Genomic DNA, 18,273 nt, shown 5'->3' with positions numbered 1-18,273 from the left:
GGTATGTTCAACCTGCGTTGGGCTGATGAAGGTGGTTTCCCTGCCCGTGACCGGGGTGCAGCTTACGGGGATGGCTTGTTCGAAACCATAAGAATGCACGGAACTCGGGGTGTGCTGCTTTCCCGTCACCTTGACCGGATGGTTCGTGATGCGGGGCGGTTGGGTATTCCGGTTTCTCTGACAGAGCTTCGAAAAGCCACTACTGCCGCAATCAGCCGTTATTCTGGCCGGTATGCGAGCGAGCAGGAAGACGGCGCCTGGGTACTCAAATTGACTCTTACCCGCGGAGAGGGTGGGCGGGGATATCGACCGGGCCCGGGAGTCAGCCCGAATCTTATGGTATCTGCCGGGCCAATGCCTGAGGCTCCGACGGCCTCTGGTGTTGCGGTTGACTTCTCTCGGGTACCCCTGACAGTAAATTCGCTTCTTGCTGGGATCAAGTCGCTCAACCGGCTGGAACAGGTTATGGCTGCCCGGGAGATTGAGGGTGATCTGTTCGAAGTCATCATGTCTGACAGTGCCGGTAATCTGGTTGAGGGCACTCGAACCAATCTACTCTTGAAAATGTCTGACGGCTGGGTGACACCGCCTGTAAGAAGCCTTGCTGTCGCCGGTGTGCTGCGGCAGTGGGCGCTGGAAAGGCTCAGAGCCAAGGGGGAGCTTGTCGTCGAGCGTGATGTGAGTGTCGAGGATGCATTGGGGGCTCATTGCCGAGGGCTTTTTCTCCTCAACAGCGTTATCGGAGTTGTACCTGCGCGCAGTCTGGCGGGGCAGGATTTGCCTGTCGATGATGGACTTGCGACAATCTTTAATCCTCTCGAACTGCTGGAATAATCCGTTTGTTTAAAAAACTTTTGATTGCAGGAATTTGCGCTGCTGTGCTGGTTGGCGCGGGCACTGGTTTGTGGGTCTGGCAAGGGCTGGGTTCGCTGTCTAAGCCGGTAGTCCTGGCTGAACCGGTTTTGTTCAACGTGCCTGGCGGTACGGCTTTCAGTGGGGTTGCCAGGCAGTTGGAGACGCGTGGCCTGATTAAAAAGAGCCTTTGGGTGCGTATTTACGGTCGCTTGTTTCCTGATCAGGCAAGAATCAAGGCCGGAGAGTATGAGTTTACTGACGGTATGACCGTGGAAGCGATGCTCGGCAAAATGGTGGCAGGTGATACCAAGCACTGGTCTGTGCAGTTTATTGAAGGCTGGACGTTCAGCGATATGCGCGCGGCGCTTTCAGCAACCGAGCGTCTTGAGGGGCTTACCTCGGAGTGGTCGGATGCACAGATTATGGAAGCCGTCGGGGCGGAAGGTGAGCATCCAGAGGGACGCTTTTTCCCGGATACTTACCTGTTTACGAGTAGTGAGTCTGATCTCGACCTGCTCCGGCGATCGTTCCAGCGTATGGAGGGTGTTCTTGCGGAAGAGTGGAAAGAGCGGGAAGAAGGTCTGCCATACGACAATGCCTATGAGGCGCTGATCATGGCCTCCATTGTTGAGCGCGAAACCGGCGCTCCCCATGAGCGGGGGCAGGTTGCAGGAGTGTTTGTCCGGCGCCTGGAAAAAGGTATGCGCTTACAAACAGACCCTACCGTGATTTATGGCATGGGCGACAAATACAAAGGCAAGATCGGCAGTCGGGACTTGCGTGCTCACACGCCTTATAACACCTATCGCATTAACGGTCTTCCGCCTACACCCATAGCATTGCCGGGGCGCGAGGCAATCCATGCTTCGTTGCATCCGGAACCGGGTGACACCCTCTATTTTGTAGCACGCGGCGATGGCACCCATAAGTTCTCCAGAACATTGGCAGAGCACCAGAAGGCGGTGCGGGCGTTTCAGCTGAATCGGCGGTCCGATTACCGGTCTTCACCCGCTCCTGAGGTGGAGGAAAAAGAATGAGTTCAGCTGGTCGGTTTATTACCTTTGAGGGCACTGAGGGTGTGGGTAAATCTACCCAGATTTCGAATGCAGCCGAAACTCTGAAAGCGGTTGGCGTTGATTGTATTGTTACCCGTGAGCCAGGTGGCACGCCTATGGCTGAAGCAATTCGTGAGTTGCTCCTGGCCCCACGGGATGAACCTGTTAACGATCTCACCGAACTGCTACTGATGTTCGCTGCCAGGGCACAGCACCTGCATACGCTTATTCTTCCGGCGCTTGAAAAGGGGCAGTGGGTCCTCTGTGACCGCTTTACCGATGCAACTTTCGCTTACCAGGGCGGCGGGCGGGGTGTTCCGCTTGAGCGGATTGCGCTGCTCGAAAACCTGGTACAGGGAGACGTGCGCCCCGATCATGTGGTCTTGCTGGACGCACCGGTTGAAACCGGCATGACCCGGGCCAGGAATCGCGGACAGCTGGATCGCTTTGAGCAGGAAGCTGTGTCTTTTTTTCAACGTATTCGCGATACCTATCTGGCCCGTGCTGCTGCCGAGCCAGCTCGCTACAATATCGTGGACGCTGCTGCTCCATTAGAGGCTGTAAGTGCCCAAGTTAGTGAACTTATGTGCAAGTTCCAGTCAGATCTGCTTTAATTGAGTCATATTCTCAATTAAAGGTTCCGGTCGCGTCTATGCTGGATGCCCGTTTGCTCAAACTGCCAACCGCATCTCATCAGCACCGCCATGAGCATCATCAGATAGTGATTGGTGTTCGGGGCGAGGCGGATTTGAGTGTTGACGGAACCGGATCTCACCTTGATACCTGGAAAGCGTGCCTGGTTCCGACGGAAGCAAGGCACGACTATTGCGGTGATCACCAGAATCACGTGATGGTTATCAACCTGGACCCCTCAACCCCTGTTATTACTTCACCACACCACGCAGACTATGAACGTATGGTGCGTGTCTTCGAAAAGCCGCGTACGATTCATATGGACAGTCGTTTACAGGGGCTGGTTCAGTTTGCAGCCGGAGAGTTTGATCGTTCTCCCGGTAATCTGGCAATGCATGGCCATCTTGCCGCCAGTATCCTCTACTGTATGGCAGACAGGGTTGTTGACCGCAAGGTGAGCGTACCCAGCCGCCATAGCCTTAGCCCGGACGCCATGCAGACTTACATAAGGGACAATCTCCATCGAAAAATTACGGTGCAGGAATTGGCCAGTGAGGCCTGTCTGAGCGTAAGCCGCTTTCATGAAGTTTTCCGTGACGTGGTCGGAACCACACCCCACCAATTCTTGTTACAGGCCCGTCTGAATCAAGCTATGAACCTCCTTGCCTCGACGCAACTTTCTGTGTCGGAAATCAGTTACCGGGTTGGCTTCTCTTCACAAAGCGCTTTGACCAATGCTCTGAGAAAACACAAGGGGACGACCCCTACGAGGTTGCAAGTTCGCGATAACGTTGCCTGATCTGCTTTGTGAGTATCTGACTCCCGTAGAATTCCATAAAAAAATCGTAGGATTTTGTAAGCCGATAATACGTAGTAATACTAGGCTTGTTATGTCAAATATCATCCTGCCGGGCTGAGGGTTGTTGCGGTCGCAAATTGGCAACACTTGACTATAGTTAAGGTCGAGTTTGCGATACCTTGCCTCTCTCAGATTCGGAAGGCATTCCAGTACACAAGAAGAATGACACAGTAAGCTGACGCACCTGTCAGGTCTGTGCTTTGTGAGCAGATATTGTCTGCTCTTTAAACCGGAGGAACCCCATGGCTATTGGTGTATGGATTAGTCTGATTGGTTATTTTGCGCTCATGATCGCTATTGGCGTTTATGCGATGCGCACATCTACGTCTTCATCGGAAGACTATATGCTTGGTGGCAGGGGGCTTAGTCCGAAAGTAGCGGCTTTGTCTGCTGGTGCTTCTGACATGAGTGGCTGGTTGCTTCTGGGCTTGCCGGGCGCCATGTATGTCTCGGGTCTGGCTTCTGCCTGGATCGGCGTTGGTCTGTTTGTGGGTGCGTTCTTTAACTGGGTACTTGTTGCACCCAGGCTGCGTGCGCAAACCGTTCACTACGGTAATGCTTTAACTATTCCGGCTTTCCTTGCGAACCGTTTTCCTACCCAGGCACTGCCATTGAGAACAGTGTCGGCAATCGTTATCGTCGTGTTCTTCGCTGTTTATACCGCATCTGGTCTGGTAGCGGGTGGCAAGCTGTTTGAAAGTGCATTCGCTGGAATCTTCAACTTTGGTGGTCTGAGTGACTACAGCGTTGGCATCGTCATTACACTGGGCGTTGTATTAGCCTACACGGTTGTTGGCGGGTTCCTGGCCGTGAGCATGACCGACTTTGTACAAGGTTGCATCATGATGGTTGCGCTGGTTCTCATGCCGGCTGTTGTTCTGTTTGGCGAAGGCGGTGGTGGTTTCGCTCAGGCAACCCAAACACTGAATGAGGTAGACCCCAAGCTCCTATCCTGGACTCAAGGGCTAACATTTATCGGGTGGCTCTCCGCTGTAACCTGGGGTCTGGGTTATTTCGGCCAGCCACACATCATTGTTCGCTTTATGGCGATCCGTTCTGTGAAAGAGGTTCCTGCTGCCCGTAACATCGGTATGTCCTGGATGGCAATTTCACTGATTGGCGCAATTGGTCTGGGTATTTTCGGCCGAGCTTACGCGGTGCGTAACGGGATGGACATTGCCGACCCGGAAACCATCTTTATCATTCTTGCGGACCTGCTTTTCCATCCGCTAATCACGGGCTTCCTGTATGCAGCTCTGTTAGCCGCGGTAATGAGTACCATTTCCAGCCAGCTGCTGGTGTCTTCGTCGTCCCTGACAGAAGACTTTTATCGCTTGTTCCTGCGTAAGGAAGCTGGCGACAAGGAATGCGTAAACGTTGGTCGTGTATGTGTAGTGCTTGTAGGTCTTGTTGCCTCCGTTATCGCCTCTGACCCGAACTCACAGGTTCTGGCTCTCGTAGGTAACGCCTGGGCAGGTTTTGGTTCCGCGTTTGGTCCGCTGATCATCCTGTCTCTGATGTGGTCGCGTACCAATGGTGCAGGTGCGCTGGCGGGTCTGATTGTGGGCGCAGGCACCGCAATGATCTGGGTGTCGCTGGGCTGGAACGGTGAGTTCATGGGTGGCCCTGGCGTCTATGAGATCATTCCGGGCTTCATTGCCTCCTTTATTGCCATTATAGTGGTGAGTCTTGCAACTTCCGATGCAAACGAGTATCAGGCGGTGGATCACACCTAAAAACGTTTAACGTTTGATGTTGAAAAGGGCTCCTCAGGGGGCCCTTTTTTCGTTTATGAGGCAGGCTTTAAGGCTGGGCTGGTAGATCCGGTAGCATGCAGCTATCTTTAGATGGTTAGCCTTCAAGATGTGAATCAGAACAATGATAAAAAGGATCCGCTTCATGAGTAAAAACAGTGTTTTGAAATATGCCTCGGGGCTGTTAACAGCTGCGGTGGTTTCTTTTTCTGCCGGCGTTCAGGCGGAAGGTAATTATGTAATGGGCACAGCCACAACGGGTGGAACCTATTATCCCGTAGGCGTCGCTATTTCAACGCTCATCAAAGTCAAGCTTGAGCCTTCAACCAGTATATCGGTTTCGGCGATCAGCTCGGCCGGCTCCGGCGAAAACCTCAAGCTGATGGATGAGGATCAGATTCAGTTCGGTATTCTCCAGGGGCTTTATGGTGCTTATGCCTGGAATGGGTCAGGGCCGGTTCCCAAGGCTTATAAAAACCTCCGTTCCGTTTCCATGCTTTGGCAAAACGTGGAGCACTTTGTCGTGACCAAAAAAGTCACGAAAACTGGGACGATCGAAGACATGAGTAACCTGTATGGAGAAAGCTTCTCCATCGGGGCCAGAAACTCAGGTACGGAAGGTTCCGGCCGCTTCATTCTCGGAAAGGTTGGTATCGATCTGGAAAAGGTAAACCTTGCGTATCAGGGCTATGGTCCGAGTGCTGATGCTTTGCAGAATGGCAATATTGACGGTATGAACATACCGGCAGGTGTGCCTGCGGCTGCCGTAACACGGGCTTATGCCAATATGGGTGATGAAATCACGACCCTGGACTTCACCCCGGAGCAGGTTGCTCAGGTCAACAGCGATTTTGAGCTCTGGACAGCATACAAAATTCCCGCAGGCACCTACCCAAACCAGGATGAGGATATCAATACTATTGCTCAGCCGAATATTCTGGCCGTCCGCGATGATGTGCCGGAGAAGGATGTTTATGAGATTACCAGGACAATCTACGAAAACCTGCCGTTCCTGAACAATATTCATCCGGCAACGAAAGCGATGGCGTTGGAAAAGGCTATTGCGGGCCTGCCCATGCCGCTCCATCCCGGTGCAGCACTTTTCTATCAGGAACAGGGATTGAAGATTCCTGATCGTTTGATTGCACAATAATGGTTGTTGGTAATACAGAGCATGAACCTGCTGCTACGGTTCGTGATGAAAGTGCCAGCGAGGCGAGCGAGCGTCTGGAGCACCGGCTGATCGGGCCGGTGATCTTCTGGCTTGCTATCGGCACGGCGCTCGTTCATCTCTACTTCAATACCATCTCAACAATGTCGGAGTTGTGGAGTTCCGCCTTGCACTTCGGCCTTTTCGGTCTGATATGCACACTGACGACTCCTATGCTCAAGGCAGGTTCAACCGGCGGGCGGCGGCTCGTTCTGGGTGTTGATGTGGTCTTGGGGTTTGCTGCGCTTGCCTGTGCTTTTTACCTGATTATGTTTGAAGACGATCTGTATCAGCGCGGATTCAGTTTTGATACAGGTGACTGGGTTGTCTCCATTGTATCTGTCGGGCTGATACTGGAACTGGCTCGCAGAACGGTTGGCTGGTTTATTCCCCTGCTTTGTGTGGTTGCACTGACGTATGTGGCCTGGTGGGGCCAGTATGTGGATGGCATTTTCAATTTCCCCGGCCTATCCTGGGAGACCGTTCTTTACCGCTCTTATATCGGTGGTCAGGGCATGCTTGGGTCCATTGCCCGGATTTCCTGGACCTACGTGTTCATGTTTATTTTATTTGGTGCCTTCCTGGTAAAGTCCGGGGCAGGGGACTTTATTATAGAGTTGGCACGCTGTGCCGCAGGGCGGTTTGTCGGTGGCCCCGGATTCGTAGCGGTGTTCGCGTCCGGCCTTATGGGGTCGGTCTCGGGCTCCAGCGTCGCGAACACGGTTTCCACCGGCGTCATTACTATCCCGCTGATGCGTAAAGCCGGTTTCCCGGCACGTTTTTCTGCAGGCGTTGAAGCGGCGGCCTCCACCGGTGGCCAGCTGATGCCGCCAGTGATGGGAGCCGGTGCGTTTATCATGGCTTCCTATACCCAGGTGTCCTATCTCACCATCATTGGCGTTGCTGCTTTGCCTGCCCTTCTTTATTTCATTTCGGTGGCAATGTTTGTGCGCATCGAGGCCAAGCGCAGTCACGCGGTCAAGCTCGAAGACGATGCGGCGCCCTCACTCAGAGAGGTTCTCAAGGGGGGGTGGCATTACCTGTTGCCCCTGGTCGTTCTCGTTGCCGCTCTTGTATATGGATTTACGCCGACCTATGCGGCGGGAATTGCAATCGTTTCAGTGGTGGTGGCGTCCTGGCTATCAAAACAACCGATGGGCGTTGCGGATATTCTCGATGCTCTTGCGATGGGGACACGAAACATCACGACTACCGCGATCCTGCTGATTACTGTGGGCCTCGTCGTTATGGTTGTATCCACCACCGGCATCGGCAACACCTTCTCACTGATGATTACCGATTGGGCCGGTGGGAGCCTGCTGATAACGATTTTTCTGGTTGCCCTGGCTTCGCTGATTCTGGGCATGGGATTACCGGTAACGGCTGCTTATATCGTGCTTGCCACCCTGTCTGCACCGGCTATCTATAACCTGATCGCGCAGAGCCAATTGGTTGAACTGATGGTTAACGGTAATTTGCCAGATCAGGCCAAAGCCATCTTCATGCTGGCTGCACCCGAAAAACTGTCGCTGCTCGACGCGCCCATGGATGCTGTAACCGCTCAGCAGATGCTCTCTGTGGTGCCGGATACTTTCAGCAGCCAGCTTCTTGAGCAGGCATTATCGGCGGAGGCTCTTTCCATGCTCCTGGTGGCTGCCCATATGGTCATCTTCTGGCTGTCCCAGGATTCAAACGTAACGCCGCCGGTCTGCCTCACAGCTTTTGCCGCTGCAGCGATCGCGGGCACGCCTCAGATGCGCACCGGGTTTACCGCCTGGAAGTTGGCCAAGGGGTTATATATTGTGCCGCTTCTTTTTGCATATTCGCCGCTGATCACCGGAGACTTCACCGAAATGATCCGGGTATTCTGTTTTGCTCTGTTTGGTATTTACGCGATCATTGCCGGGCTAGAGGGCTACCTTGAACACAAACTAAATTGGCTTGTACGGCTATTGATGTTTCCACTTGGCGCCCTGATGCTTTGGCCCCATGGACAGATATTGGTAGACGGCGCGGGGCTGGTAATTTTTCTTATTGTTCTGGTTTGGAGCAGCCGTTGCGGGAAGCGTTCAGCTATCGTAAATGAGGCTGGCAAACCGGGAATTTCGAGCTCTACATGACTGCAGTTGAAGTAACAGCATTGCTCGCACTGGGCGGTATTGCCGGATTTATAAACGTACTCTCAGCGGGAGGTTCTATGTTGACCTTGCCGCTGTTGATGTTTCTTGGGCTGCCACCGCAGGTCGCAAATGGCACTAACCGGGTTGCCATCATTCTGCAGAGTACAACTGCAGTGGCAGGCTTCAGGCGTATGGGTCATGGAAATCTTCGGGTCAGCCTACATCTTGCTGTTCCTGCGGTTCTGGGCTCTTTACTGGGTGCCTGGGTAGCAACCTGGGTTGCGGACGCGATATTCGAGTGGGTGCTGATCATTGCCATGATCGGTGCTTCAGTGTTCATGCTGTTGCCTCAACCGAGGCTGGACACCAACCCGCTGACGCCGGACCGGCTTGGGCCGGTGATCTATATTGCCATGTTCCTGATCGGTGTCTATGGAGGCTTTATTCAGGTAGGTGTAGGGGCGTTGTTTATTGTGGTTTTATATCGAATGCTGCGCATTGATCTGCCCCAGGTGAATGTGTTCAAAGTGTCGATCATTTTGCTTTATACCTGGCCGGCGTTGCTGATTTTTGCCCTCAACGACCAGGTGCGTTGGGGTATGGGGCTGGTATTAGCGATTGGTAATATCACTGGCGCATTTGTGGCGGTTAAAGTGAATCTGAGTCAGAAGGGGGCGCTCTGGGTGAAGTGGATTACCCTTGTGATGGCAGGCGCGATACTGATCCGGCTTGTGGTCTATTAGTTCAAAGCTTGTTTACCGGTCATAAAAAACGCCAGCCCGGAGGCTGGCGTTTTTCGTGGAGCTGAACCTTGAAGGTCAGGACTTAAGCAACGTTCGCTTCAGACGCCTTCGTGGTGTAGTTCTCCATCTGGTCGAAGTTCAGATACTTGTAAATCTCTTTCGACATGCTGTTCAGATCTTTGGCGTACTCCATGTACTCCGCAGGGCTTGGGAGTTTGCCAAGTATCGCGCCCACAGCTGCCAGTTCCGCCGATGTCAGGTACACGTTGGCACCATCGCCAAGACGGTTCGGGAAGTTACGGGTTGAGGTAGACAGTACAGTGCTCTTTGCAGCCACTCGTGCCTGGTTACCCATGCACAGTGAACAGCCTGGCATTTCAGTACGTACACCGGCCGTGCCGTAGATGTTGAAGTAGCCTTCCTCCATCAACTGTGCCTGGTCCATTTTGGTCGGAGGAGACATCCACAGACGTGTTTTCAGAGGCGACTTGTTCTGATCAAGCAGCTTGCCAGCGGCACGGAAGTGGCCAATGTTGGTCATGCATGAGCCGATGAATACTTCGTCGACCTTGTCGCCAGCTACTTCGGACAGGAAGCGGGCATCATCCGGATCGTTCGGGCAGCACACGATAGGCTCTTTGATATCAGCCAGGTCGATCTCGACAACGTGAGCGTACTCAGCGTCCTTGTCAGCGCGCATCAGCTTCGGATCGGCAATCCACTCTTCCATCTGCGTGGCACGACGTTCAAGTGTACGTGCATCGCCGTAACCTTCGGCAATCATCCAGCGCAGCATGGTGATGTTGGAGCGCAGGTATTCAGCGACAGATTCTTCAGACAGGTTGATGGTGCAACCCGCTGCAGAGCGCTCAGCAGATGCGTCAGAAAGCTCAAATGCCTGCTCAACGGTAAGTTGTTCAAGGCCTTCAATTTCCAGAATGCGACCTGAGAATTCGTTGATCTTGCCTTTCTTCTCAACGGTCAGCATGCCCTGTTTGATGCCGTAAAGGGGAATTGCGTGTACCAGATCACGAAGAGTGATGCCTGGCTGCATTTCGCCTTTGAAACGAACCAGCACAGACTCTGGCATATCCAGTGGCATAACACCGGTAGCCGCGGCAAACGCGACCAGGCCAGAACCGGCCGGGAAGGAAATGCCCATCGGGAAGCGGGTGTGTGAGTCACCACCGGTGCCAACAGTATCTGGCAGCAGCATACGGTTCAGCCATGAGTGGATGATACCGTCGCCCGGGCGCAGGGAAACGCCACCACGGTTACGAATGAAGTCCGGCATGGTGTGCTGCATTTCAACGTCAACAGGCTTCGGGTAAGCCGCTGTGTGACAGAAAGACTGCATAACCAGATCAGCCTGGAAGCCCAGGCAAGCCAGATCTTTCAGCTCGTCACGGGTCATCGGGCCAGTGGTGTCCTGGGAGCCAACGGTCGTCATGTGTGGCTCGCAATAGGTGCCCGGACGAACGCCTTGGCCTTCTTCCAGTCCACATGCTTTACCAACCATCTTCTGACCCAGGGTAAAGCCCTTGGTGCCGGCTTCAGGATCGTTCGGAAGACGGAACAGATCTGTTGCGCCCAGGCCCAGAGCTGCACGAGCTTTCGCGGTCAAGCCACGACCGATGATCAGAGGAATGCGGCCGCCAGCCTGAACTTCGTCCAGGATAACGTCAGACTTGAAGTTGAATTCGGAGATGGTTTCACCGGCTTCGTTCAGGATCTTGCCTTCGTATGGACGGATTTCAATCACGTCGCCCATGTTCATGTCGTCTACAGGTGCTTCAAATACCAGAGCGCCGGCATCTTCCATGGTGTTGAAGAAGATAGGAGCAACTTTGTTGCCGATACACACACCGCCAGCACGCTTGTTCGGCACACCAGGAATGTCGTCACCGAAGAACCACAGAACCGAGTTGGTGGCAGATTTACGGGAAGAACCAGTACCTACGACGTCACCAACGAAGACAACAGGCAGTCCTTTGGATTTGATTTCGTCAATCTGGCTCATCGGGCCAGTTACACCTGGCTCCTCTGGCTTCAGGCCATCGCGTTCCATTTTATAGGCGGCGCGGGCGTGTAGCGGGATGTCCGGACGGGACCAGGCATCGGGCGCAGGGGAAAGGTCGTCAGTGTTGGTTTCGCCGGTTACCTTGAAAACCACCATTTTGGTGCTCTCGGCAACCTTGTTTTTGTTGGTGAACCATTCGGCGTTGGCCCAGGATTCAACAACGGATTTAGCAACTTCGTTGCCGGCATCCATTTTTTCTTTGACGTCGTTGAATGCGTCAAACATAAGCAGGGTGTGCTTGAGTTCTTTGCCTGCCAGTTCAGCCAGTTCAGCGTTGTCGAGCAGGTCAACCAACGTGGCAATGTTGTAGCCACCCTGCATCATGCCCAGTAACTGGACTGCTTTTTTGTTGTCGATCAGTGGAGATGAAGCTTCACCTTTGACAATAGCGCTCAGGAAGGCTGCTTTTACATACGCTGCTTCGTCTACGCCTGGTGGAATACGGTTTTCCAGCAGATCAACAAGTGTTTCTTCTTCGCCGGCCGGCGGGTTCTTCAGCAGCTCAACCAGAGCAGCGGTCTGTTCAGCGTTCAGCGGCTTCGGCGGAATATTCAGAGCCGCACGTTCTGCAACGTGTTCACGGTAGGCTTCTAACACGATATGGACCCTCATCAGTTGGTATGTCCCGCGCTTTGGCAATACGCCTGGCGGGAGTTCTTTGGCGGAAAGACCTTAAGTTGGCGCTGCATTCTATAGGAAACCCCTTATAAAGTTAAGTTGGACAGAGGTCGGAGAAGTCTGTTAGCTAGGTTATAATCGCGCACCCAATTTATTCACGTAGTTACTCACCATGAACAGCAAAACCGACACGATGGCTCAGGCCTTGCAGGAGATCCACGACTTTTTGCCTTGCGCAACGCCTCAGCGGTGGATTGACGACGCGCTTGCCAATCAGGATCTGATGCTGATCGACCATGCCCATTGCGAGAAAAAGGCGGCATCTACAGCGCTCAGCCTTATGTACCGGTATGTCGATAACACCGACCTGCTTAACAAAATGTCTCGTCTGGCCCGGGAGGAGCTTCGTCATTTCGAGCAGGTTCTGGCCATTATCAACAAGCGGGGAATATCCTATTGCCACCTGACTCCGGCGCGCTACGCAGCGGGGCTGCGTAAAGACGTGCGCACGGATGATCCGGGTCGCCTGGTCGATGTAATGGTGGTAGGTGCAATCATTGAGGCTCGTTCATGCGAACGCTTTGCTGCACTTGTTCCGTTTCTGGATGCAGAGCTGGCGGGTTTCTATAGTAGCCTGCTCAAATCCGAAGCTCGTCATTACCGCGATTATCTGGCTCTGGCAGAGCAAGCAAACGGTGAACCTGTTGACGCCAGGGTTGCAGAGTTTCTGGCTATTGAAAAAGAGCTGATTCTCGAGCCAGATAGCGAGTTCAGGTTTCACAGCGGCCCTCTTGGCTAGGGTCTTTCAGGCAAGCGCACGGCAAAGGCTAATCCAGGCATCAATTCCCGCGCTCCGGTATTTCTGCCGGTGCAAAATAAAATAGAACTGGCGCTCAAAGTTCCGGTTTAACGGTGTTTTGAGAGGCATCAGGCTGCCACGCTTGAAGGCGTCGGCAAGCACAACTTCCGACAGGCATCCTATACCGAGATCAGCTTCCACGGCTCGCTTGATGGCTTCGGTATGCTCCAGTTCCAGCAGTACGTTCAGGTCCGGAAGCAGGCCGTGCATGCCCCGTTCGAAGGTCTGTCTTGTTCCGGAACCCTGCTCTCTCATAATCCAGGTAGCGCTCCGAAGGTCTTCGTCCGAAATTTCCTTCTTCGCTGCTAATGGGTGGGTAGGCGAGCAGAAGACCACCAGTTTGTCACCGCGCCAGGGTATAACCTCAAGTTCTGAGGATTGCAGCTCGCCCTCAATCAGGCCGATATCCAGTTCAAAATCTTTGACCCGACGAGCGATGGTGCTCGTATTGGCTACTTCCAGCGAAACGCGTGGCCGGGTAGGGGTATTCATGTATTGGGCCATAACGCCTACGGCCAGATAGTTACCGATAGTCAAGGTGGCGCCGACTTTCAGGGCACCTACTTCAGAATGTTTGCTGAAGGCCTGTTCGAGTTCGGTTGCCTGAGCAAGAACTGCTTCCACCTTGGGTCGGTAGAGTCGCCCAAGTTCGTTCAGCTGCAGGCGTTTGCCAACACGATCGAATAGCTGGATGTCGAATTGGTTCTCCAGCTCTTTGAGCGCGCTGCTCGCGGCAGACTGGGACATGGCCAAAGATTCCGCGGCGCGGGTAATGTTTTGGAAGTGAGCGGCCGCCAGGAATACTTCGAGCTGCCTGAAGCTGTATTTCATAACAAAATGCTCTAAATCGATGTACCCGAATAAGGTTATGAGAATAACCCATTTCATCGATAGGTTAGAGATGGGGTAGACTTTAGGCAATTCATATTTGCAACATTCGCCGCCGATAACAAACCGGACAGGCCAGAGGTTTAAATGAGCAACCTGATAAAAGAAACTGTAACCAGCGTGCATCACTGGAACGATACTCTGTTCAGCTTCAAGACCAGTCGTGATCCGGGGTTCCGGTTCAAGAATGGTCACTTTGTGATGATTGGTCTGGAAACTGAAGGTAAACCGCTGATGCGTGCCTACAGCATTGCCAGCGCCAACTATGAAGAAGAGCTGGAGTTTTTTTCTATCAAGGTACAAGACGGTCCGCTCACTTCGCGTCTTCAGAAGATTCAGGTAGGGGATGAAATCCTCGTTAGCCGGAAGCCTACGGGCACGTTGATTCTGGATAATCTGCTGCCCGGCAAGAATCTCTGGCTAATCAGTACTGGCACCGGCCTTGCGCCATTTATGAGTATCATCAAAGACCCGGACGTATACGATGCCTTCGATAAGGTTATTCTGACCCACGGCGTGCGATATATCTCGGAGCTTGCCTATCAGCAAGAGATTGAAGAATTGCCGGAAAATGAATTCTTTGGAGAGATGGTCAAGGGCAAGCTGGAATACTACCCCACGGTTACCCGCGAGCCGTTCCGAAATGAGGGTAGACTTACCCACGCAATGCAGAGTGGCAAGATAACCGGTGATTTTGGTCTACCCGACTTAAACCCTGAAGATGATCGGTTCATGATTTGTGGTAGTCCGAGCATGCTTAAGGATACCTGCTCCATCCTTGATGAAATGGGCTTCAAGGAGGCCAGAGGTGGTGACATGGGGCACTACGTGATTGAGCGGGCTTTTGTGGAAAAGTAAACCCCTTACATTCTGGCTTGAATTTTAGACCCGAAACCCGGAGCGAAAGCTTCGGGTTTTTTTATGTACCCAGAAACTAAGCGTATAGTATCTGGTTTTAACCATTAGGAATTTTGCATGTTCTATTATGAACTTCAGCCCCGATTCAGCGACACAGATGCCCTTGGTCACATCAGTAATACAACGCTGCCAGTATGGTTCGAACAGGCCAGGATGCCTTTGTTCAGTATCTTCCATCCGACGCTGGATTTGAAAACCTGGCCTCTCATCATTGCTCGCGTTGAAATCGATTTTGTCGCGCAAAGCTATTGGCACCTTCCGGTCGAGATTCGCACAGGCGTCGGAAAAATCGGCAACAGTTCGTTTCAGGCTGTTCAGGAAGCCTGGCAGGATGGCAAGCAGATTGCGCGAGGCCAGGCCGTTCTGATCCACTTCGATTATGGAACTGATAAAGCAGTCCCCATCCCTGAGGAAATTCGCAACCAATTGGCCAACCACCGAATCGAGTAACCAATGGCATCTGAAACCGATCCTTCTTTGCAAAGCATGGCGGACGAAGTGAACTCGGTCATCCGGGCTGAAAAGAACCGGGGGCGATTCACTGTTGTGATCTGGGTTGTGCTTGGTGCGGCCCTTATCGCTGGATTGGCATGGTGGTTGTGGCCAGAGGATACTCACATACAGTGGCAGACTCACAAGCTCGACAGAGCTGATATGGTCCTCACTGCCATGGCGACCGGGAATCTTCAGCCCAAGAGTGAAGTGTCGGTCGGCGCCGAAATTTCAGGTTTGGTGAGCGAGGTTCTGGTTTCAGAAAATGATGAAATCCAGCGGGGTCAGGTTCTTGCTCTTTTTGATACTGAAGAGCTTGAAGTCGCACTGCTGCAAGCCGCCGCGGGCCTTGAACTGGCACGTGCGTCTCTCGCCGAGGCCGCAGCTACTCAGGAAGAGGCCTTGGTAGATGAACGCAGAACGGAGTCTCTGGTGCAGCGGGGAACCTCGCCCCAGGCAACGCTGGATAAGGCCGTTGCCACCCGGAAGCGTGCTGTCGCGAGATCCGCCTATGCCCGGGCTACTGTGCGCCAGGCTGAAGCGACGGTTTCTCAGGCTCAGACGCGACTGGAGAAAGCTGTAATAACGTCTCCTATTGATGGCGTGGTGCTTCAGCGGAGTATCGAACCAGGCGCGACAGTGGCTGCAAACTTCCAGACACCTGTACTTTTCTTGCTGGCTGAGGATCTGGGGCAGATGGAACTTCATGTCTCGATGGATGAAGCGGATGTGGGCTTGGTGAAAGCCGGCCAGCTTGCGACATTTACCGTGGATGCCTGGTCGGGCAGGGAGTTTGAGGCCGAGGTATTGAAGGTTTACCTTTACCCCACGGTTGAAAACAATGTTGTTACCTATACCACTGTGCTGGCGGTCGACAATTCCGAGCATCTCCTTCAGCCGGGTATGACTGCCACTGCAACCATCAACACAGGGCAGCGCGATCAGGCGTTGAGGGTTCCAAACATCGCTTTCCGTTTTACGCCCCCCACAACCGACGCAGAGGGTGGAGGTATGTTCAGTCATCCGGCGGACCGCTCAAGGGGGAACGCGTTGGCCTCCTCAAATACTCTCTGGGTGCTTGAGGGCGATAAGCCCCGTCGGGTGCTTGTCCGCAGCGGCTATACCGATGGCCGGTACACGGAAGTTCTGAGCGATGAGCTGTCCGAAGGCGACGAAATACTGACCGGAATCGTGAGCGGTTCCGTTGAGTAACAGCGCCCGTTTCGGAAATCATGACCCGGATGCGCGTGATTTGCCGCCGGCTGTTATTCGCATGCGTAACATCTTCAAAATCTATGGAAGCGGATCTGCTGAGGTGAGAGCGCTGGATGGTGTTGATCTGACCATTCGAGAGGGGGAATTTGTCGCAATCATGGGGCCGAGTGGCTCGGGCAAATCTACCTGTATGAACATGATTGGCTGCCTTGATGTGCCTTCAGCCGGCGAATACCTGTTCCGGGGCGTAAATGTCGGTGGTCTGGACCGTGACGAACTCGCTCTCTTACGCCGCCATTTTATGGGGTTTATTTTCCAGAGCTTTAATCTTCTGCCAAGGGTCACCGCGCTGGCTAATGTCGAACTGCCTTTGATCTATGATGGCGTCCGGCGTTCAGAACGCAAAGCCCGGGCCAGGGAAGCGTTGCGAATTGTTGGCCTCTCCGGGCGTGAACCTGCCACTCCCAATCAACTTTCCGGTGGCCAGCAGCAAAGGGTAGCCATTGCCCGGGCGCTGGTCACTGAGCCGCCTGTATTGTTGGCGGATGAGCCTACCGGGAACCTGGATACCGGCATGGCAGATAGCATCATGGTGCAACTGGCTCAGATCCGCGCTGAGCGCGGTATCACGATTGTCATGGTCACCCATGAGCCGGACATCGCCCGGTATGCCGATAGAGTCCTGTACTTCGTCGACGGAAAGCTCGTTAAGGATGGAACCCCGGACGAGGTTTTATCATGAGGTGGCTGGACATCTTTGTCATGGCATTTCAGGCAATCGTGCGGAACAAGCTGCGTTCGTTTCTGACGACGCTGGGCATCATCATTGGTGTCGGTAGTGTGGTGGCCATGGTTCACTTGGGCCAGTCCGCTACTCGCAGCGTTACTGACGAGATTGCCAGCATTGGCTCTAATCTGCTGTTCGTTATGCCGGGAACTGCTCAGCGTGGTCCGGGGGGAGTGCGCACTTCAGCTGAGCCTTTTGATCTTGAAGATGTAGAGGCCATTGCACAGGAAGTACCGGAAGTTCTTGTAGCACCTGCAATTACCGTCAACCCGACGGTGGTCATCGGCAACGCCAACGAGACGATCCCGGTCGTAGGAACAGATAACAATTACTTTGTTGTGCGCAATCACGGGATTGCATACGGCAGGGCCTTCGATCCCGACGAACTGAACGCCGGGTCAGCAGTGTGCATTATCGGCACCACTTTGATTGATGAGATGTACCTCGGCCAGGAGCCCTTGGGAACAACGCTTCGAGTTGGGCGCACCGCCTGTCGGGTGATCGCTGTGCTAGAAGAGAAAGGGCAGTCCATGGGGCAGGATCGGGACAAAACGATTCTTATGCCAGTCAAGGCGGTGCAACGACGATTGCTGGGGAGCCTCGATGTGCAAACAATTTTTGTGTCGGCGCTCATCGATGGAAGCACTGGCAGAGTCCAGAAAGATATCGAATCGCTGCTTCGCCAGCGTCGCCATATTACCTCCCCGGAAGATGATGATTTTTATGTCCGCGATACTCAGGATATTGCAAATGCTTTGGCGAGTACTACCAATACCATGACCATTTTGTTGGGTGCCATTGCCGCCGTTAGCCTTCTTGTGGGTGGTATAGGGATCATGAACATTATGCTGGTGTCGGTTACCGAGCGGACGCGGGAAATAGGTATTCGCCTGGCAATCGGCGCGAGAACCCGCGATGTGCTGACCCAGTTTCTGGTCGAATCTATAGCTTTGTCGACTCTGGGTGGAATTATCGGGCTGTTACTGGGTATTGGAGGTACCTGGTTGGTAACGTCCCGCCTTGATATGCCGTTTTTACTGGCGCCAGGCGTTATGTTGCTGGGGTTTTTCTTTTCTGTTGCGATTGGTGTTATTTTCGGGTTTTTCCCGGCGCGCAAAGCCGCAAGACTCAATCCTATCGACGCCCTTCGCCATGAGTAGATATAAACGACGTTCTAATGAGGTGAT

The 18,273-nt window shown here is 53.4% G+C and carries 16 protein-coding genes; 14 read left to right on the top strand and 2 right to left on the bottom strand.

The genetic code is table 11. The features are described from left to right. Positions 1–3: 3 nt before the first annotated feature. The 8 genes from Q4501_RS00875 (at position 4) to Q4501_RS00840 (ending at position 9,229) form a co-directional block, all read left to right on the top strand. Positions 4–834 carry an aminotransferase class IV gene (locus Q4501_RS00875; RefSeq protein ID WP_303593372.1) on the top strand — a complete coding sequence of 277 codons (831 nt, stop codon included), beginning with the start codon at positions 4–6 and terminating at the stop codon, positions 832–834. Between the two features lie 5 nt (positions 835–839). Further along, complete coding sequence (gene mltG / locus Q4501_RS00870) at positions 840–1,892, top strand: endolytic transglycosylase MltG (RefSeq protein ID WP_303593371.1); 1,053 nt, start codon at positions 840–842, stop codon at positions 1,890–1,892. Next, a complete protein-coding gene (gene tmk / locus Q4501_RS00865; RefSeq protein ID WP_303593370.1) occupies positions 1,889–2,524 on the top strand; it encodes a dTMP kinase in 636 nt (211 codons plus the stop codon). The genes mltG and tmk overlap by 4 nt, the downstream gene beginning before the upstream one ends. A gap of 38 nt (positions 2,525–2,562) precedes the next feature. Further along, the gene (locus Q4501_RS00860) at positions 2,563–3,342 is read left to right on the top strand and encodes an AraC family transcriptional regulator (protein ID WP_303593369.1); all 780 of its coding nucleotides are present in this window, start codon (positions 2,563–2,565) and stop codon (positions 3,340–3,342) included. Between the two features lie 302 nt (positions 3,343–3,644). Then, a complete protein-coding gene (putP, locus tag Q4501_RS00855) occupies positions 3,645–5,138 on the top strand; it encodes a sodium/proline symporter PutP (protein ID WP_303593368.1) in 1,494 nt (497 codons plus the stop codon). 163 nt (positions 5,139–5,301) lie between these two features. Further along, positions 5,302–6,309, top strand: a complete 1,008-nt coding sequence (locus Q4501_RS00850; protein WP_303593366.1) for a TAXI family TRAP transporter solute-binding subunit — start codon at positions 5,302–5,304, stop codon at positions 6,307–6,309. Then, positions 6,309–8,486, top strand: a complete 2,178-nt coding sequence (locus tag Q4501_RS00845) for a TRAP transporter permease (RefSeq protein WP_303593364.1) — start codon at positions 6,309–6,311, stop codon at positions 8,484–8,486. Before Q4501_RS00850 ends, Q4501_RS00845 begins: the two co-directional genes overlap by 1 nt. Continuing rightward, the gene (locus Q4501_RS00840) at positions 8,483–9,229 is read left to right on the top strand and encodes a sulfite exporter TauE/SafE family protein (protein WP_303593362.1); all 747 of its coding nucleotides are present in this window, start codon (positions 8,483–8,485) and stop codon (positions 9,227–9,229) included. Before Q4501_RS00845 ends, Q4501_RS00840 begins: the two co-directional genes overlap by 4 nt. 82 nt (positions 9,230–9,311) lie before the next feature. Here Q4501_RS00840 and Q4501_RS00835 read toward each other — a convergent pair whose 3' ends face one another. Then, complete coding sequence (locus Q4501_RS00835; RefSeq protein ID WP_303593360.1) at positions 9,312–11,906, bottom strand: bifunctional aconitate hydratase 2/2-methylisocitrate dehydratase; 2,595 nt, start codon at positions 11,904–11,906, stop codon at positions 9,312–9,314. Positions 11,907–12,120: 214 nt separating this feature from the next. On the opposite strand from Q4501_RS00835, the gene Q4501_RS00830 reads away from it, so the two are divergent. Continuing rightward, positions 12,121–12,726 (top strand): tRNA-(ms[2]io[6]A)-hydroxylase, encoded by a 606-nt coding sequence (locus tag Q4501_RS00830; RefSeq protein WP_303594326.1) that lies wholly within the window; start codon positions 12,121–12,123, stop codon positions 12,724–12,726. A gap of 6 nt (positions 12,727–12,732) precedes the next feature. Here Q4501_RS00830 and Q4501_RS00825 read toward each other — a convergent pair whose 3' ends face one another. Then, positions 12,733–13,617, bottom strand: a complete 885-nt coding sequence (locus Q4501_RS00825) for a LysR family transcriptional regulator (RefSeq protein WP_303593358.1) — start codon at positions 13,615–13,617, stop codon at positions 12,733–12,735. A gap of 144 nt (positions 13,618–13,761) precedes the next feature. Between Q4501_RS00825 and Q4501_RS00820 the strand changes: the two genes are divergently transcribed. The 5 genes from Q4501_RS00820 (at position 13,762) to Q4501_RS00800 (ending at position 18,246) form a co-directional block, all read left to right on the top strand. Continuing rightward, positions 13,762–14,532, top strand: a complete 771-nt coding sequence (locus Q4501_RS00820; RefSeq protein ID WP_303593356.1) for a ferredoxin--NADP reductase — start codon at positions 13,762–13,764, stop codon at positions 14,530–14,532. A 117-nt stretch (positions 14,533–14,649) separates the two neighbouring features. Then, on the top strand, positions 14,650–15,042 hold the full coding sequence (locus Q4501_RS00815; protein WP_303593354.1) for a thioesterase family protein: 393 nt from the start codon (positions 14,650–14,652) through the stop codon (positions 15,040–15,042). A gap of 3 nt (positions 15,043–15,045) precedes the next feature. Further along, a complete protein-coding gene (locus tag Q4501_RS00810; protein ID WP_303593353.1) occupies positions 15,046–16,296 on the top strand; it encodes an efflux RND transporter periplasmic adaptor subunit in 1,251 nt (416 codons plus the stop codon). Next, a complete protein-coding gene (locus tag Q4501_RS00805; protein ID WP_303593351.1) occupies positions 16,289–17,041 on the top strand; it encodes an ABC transporter ATP-binding protein in 753 nt (250 codons plus the stop codon). Before Q4501_RS00810 ends, Q4501_RS00805 begins: the two co-directional genes overlap by 8 nt. After that, positions 17,038–18,246 carry an ABC transporter permease gene (locus Q4501_RS00800; RefSeq protein WP_303593349.1) on the top strand — a complete coding sequence of 403 codons (1,209 nt, stop codon included), beginning with the start codon at positions 17,038–17,040 and terminating at the stop codon, positions 18,244–18,246. The genes Q4501_RS00805 and Q4501_RS00800 overlap by 4 nt, the downstream gene beginning before the upstream one ends. The last annotated feature ends 27 nt before the right edge of the window (positions 18,247–18,273 follow it).

The sequence above is a fragment of the Marinobacter sp. 2_MG-2023 genome, from assembly GCF_030546935.1.
Classification (GTDB): Bacteria; Pseudomonadota; Gammaproteobacteria; order Pseudomonadales; family Oleiphilaceae; genus Marinobacter.
The sequence above is the reverse complement of the archived record's forward strand: the minus strand, read 5'-3'. Positions and strand labels throughout refer to the sequence as shown.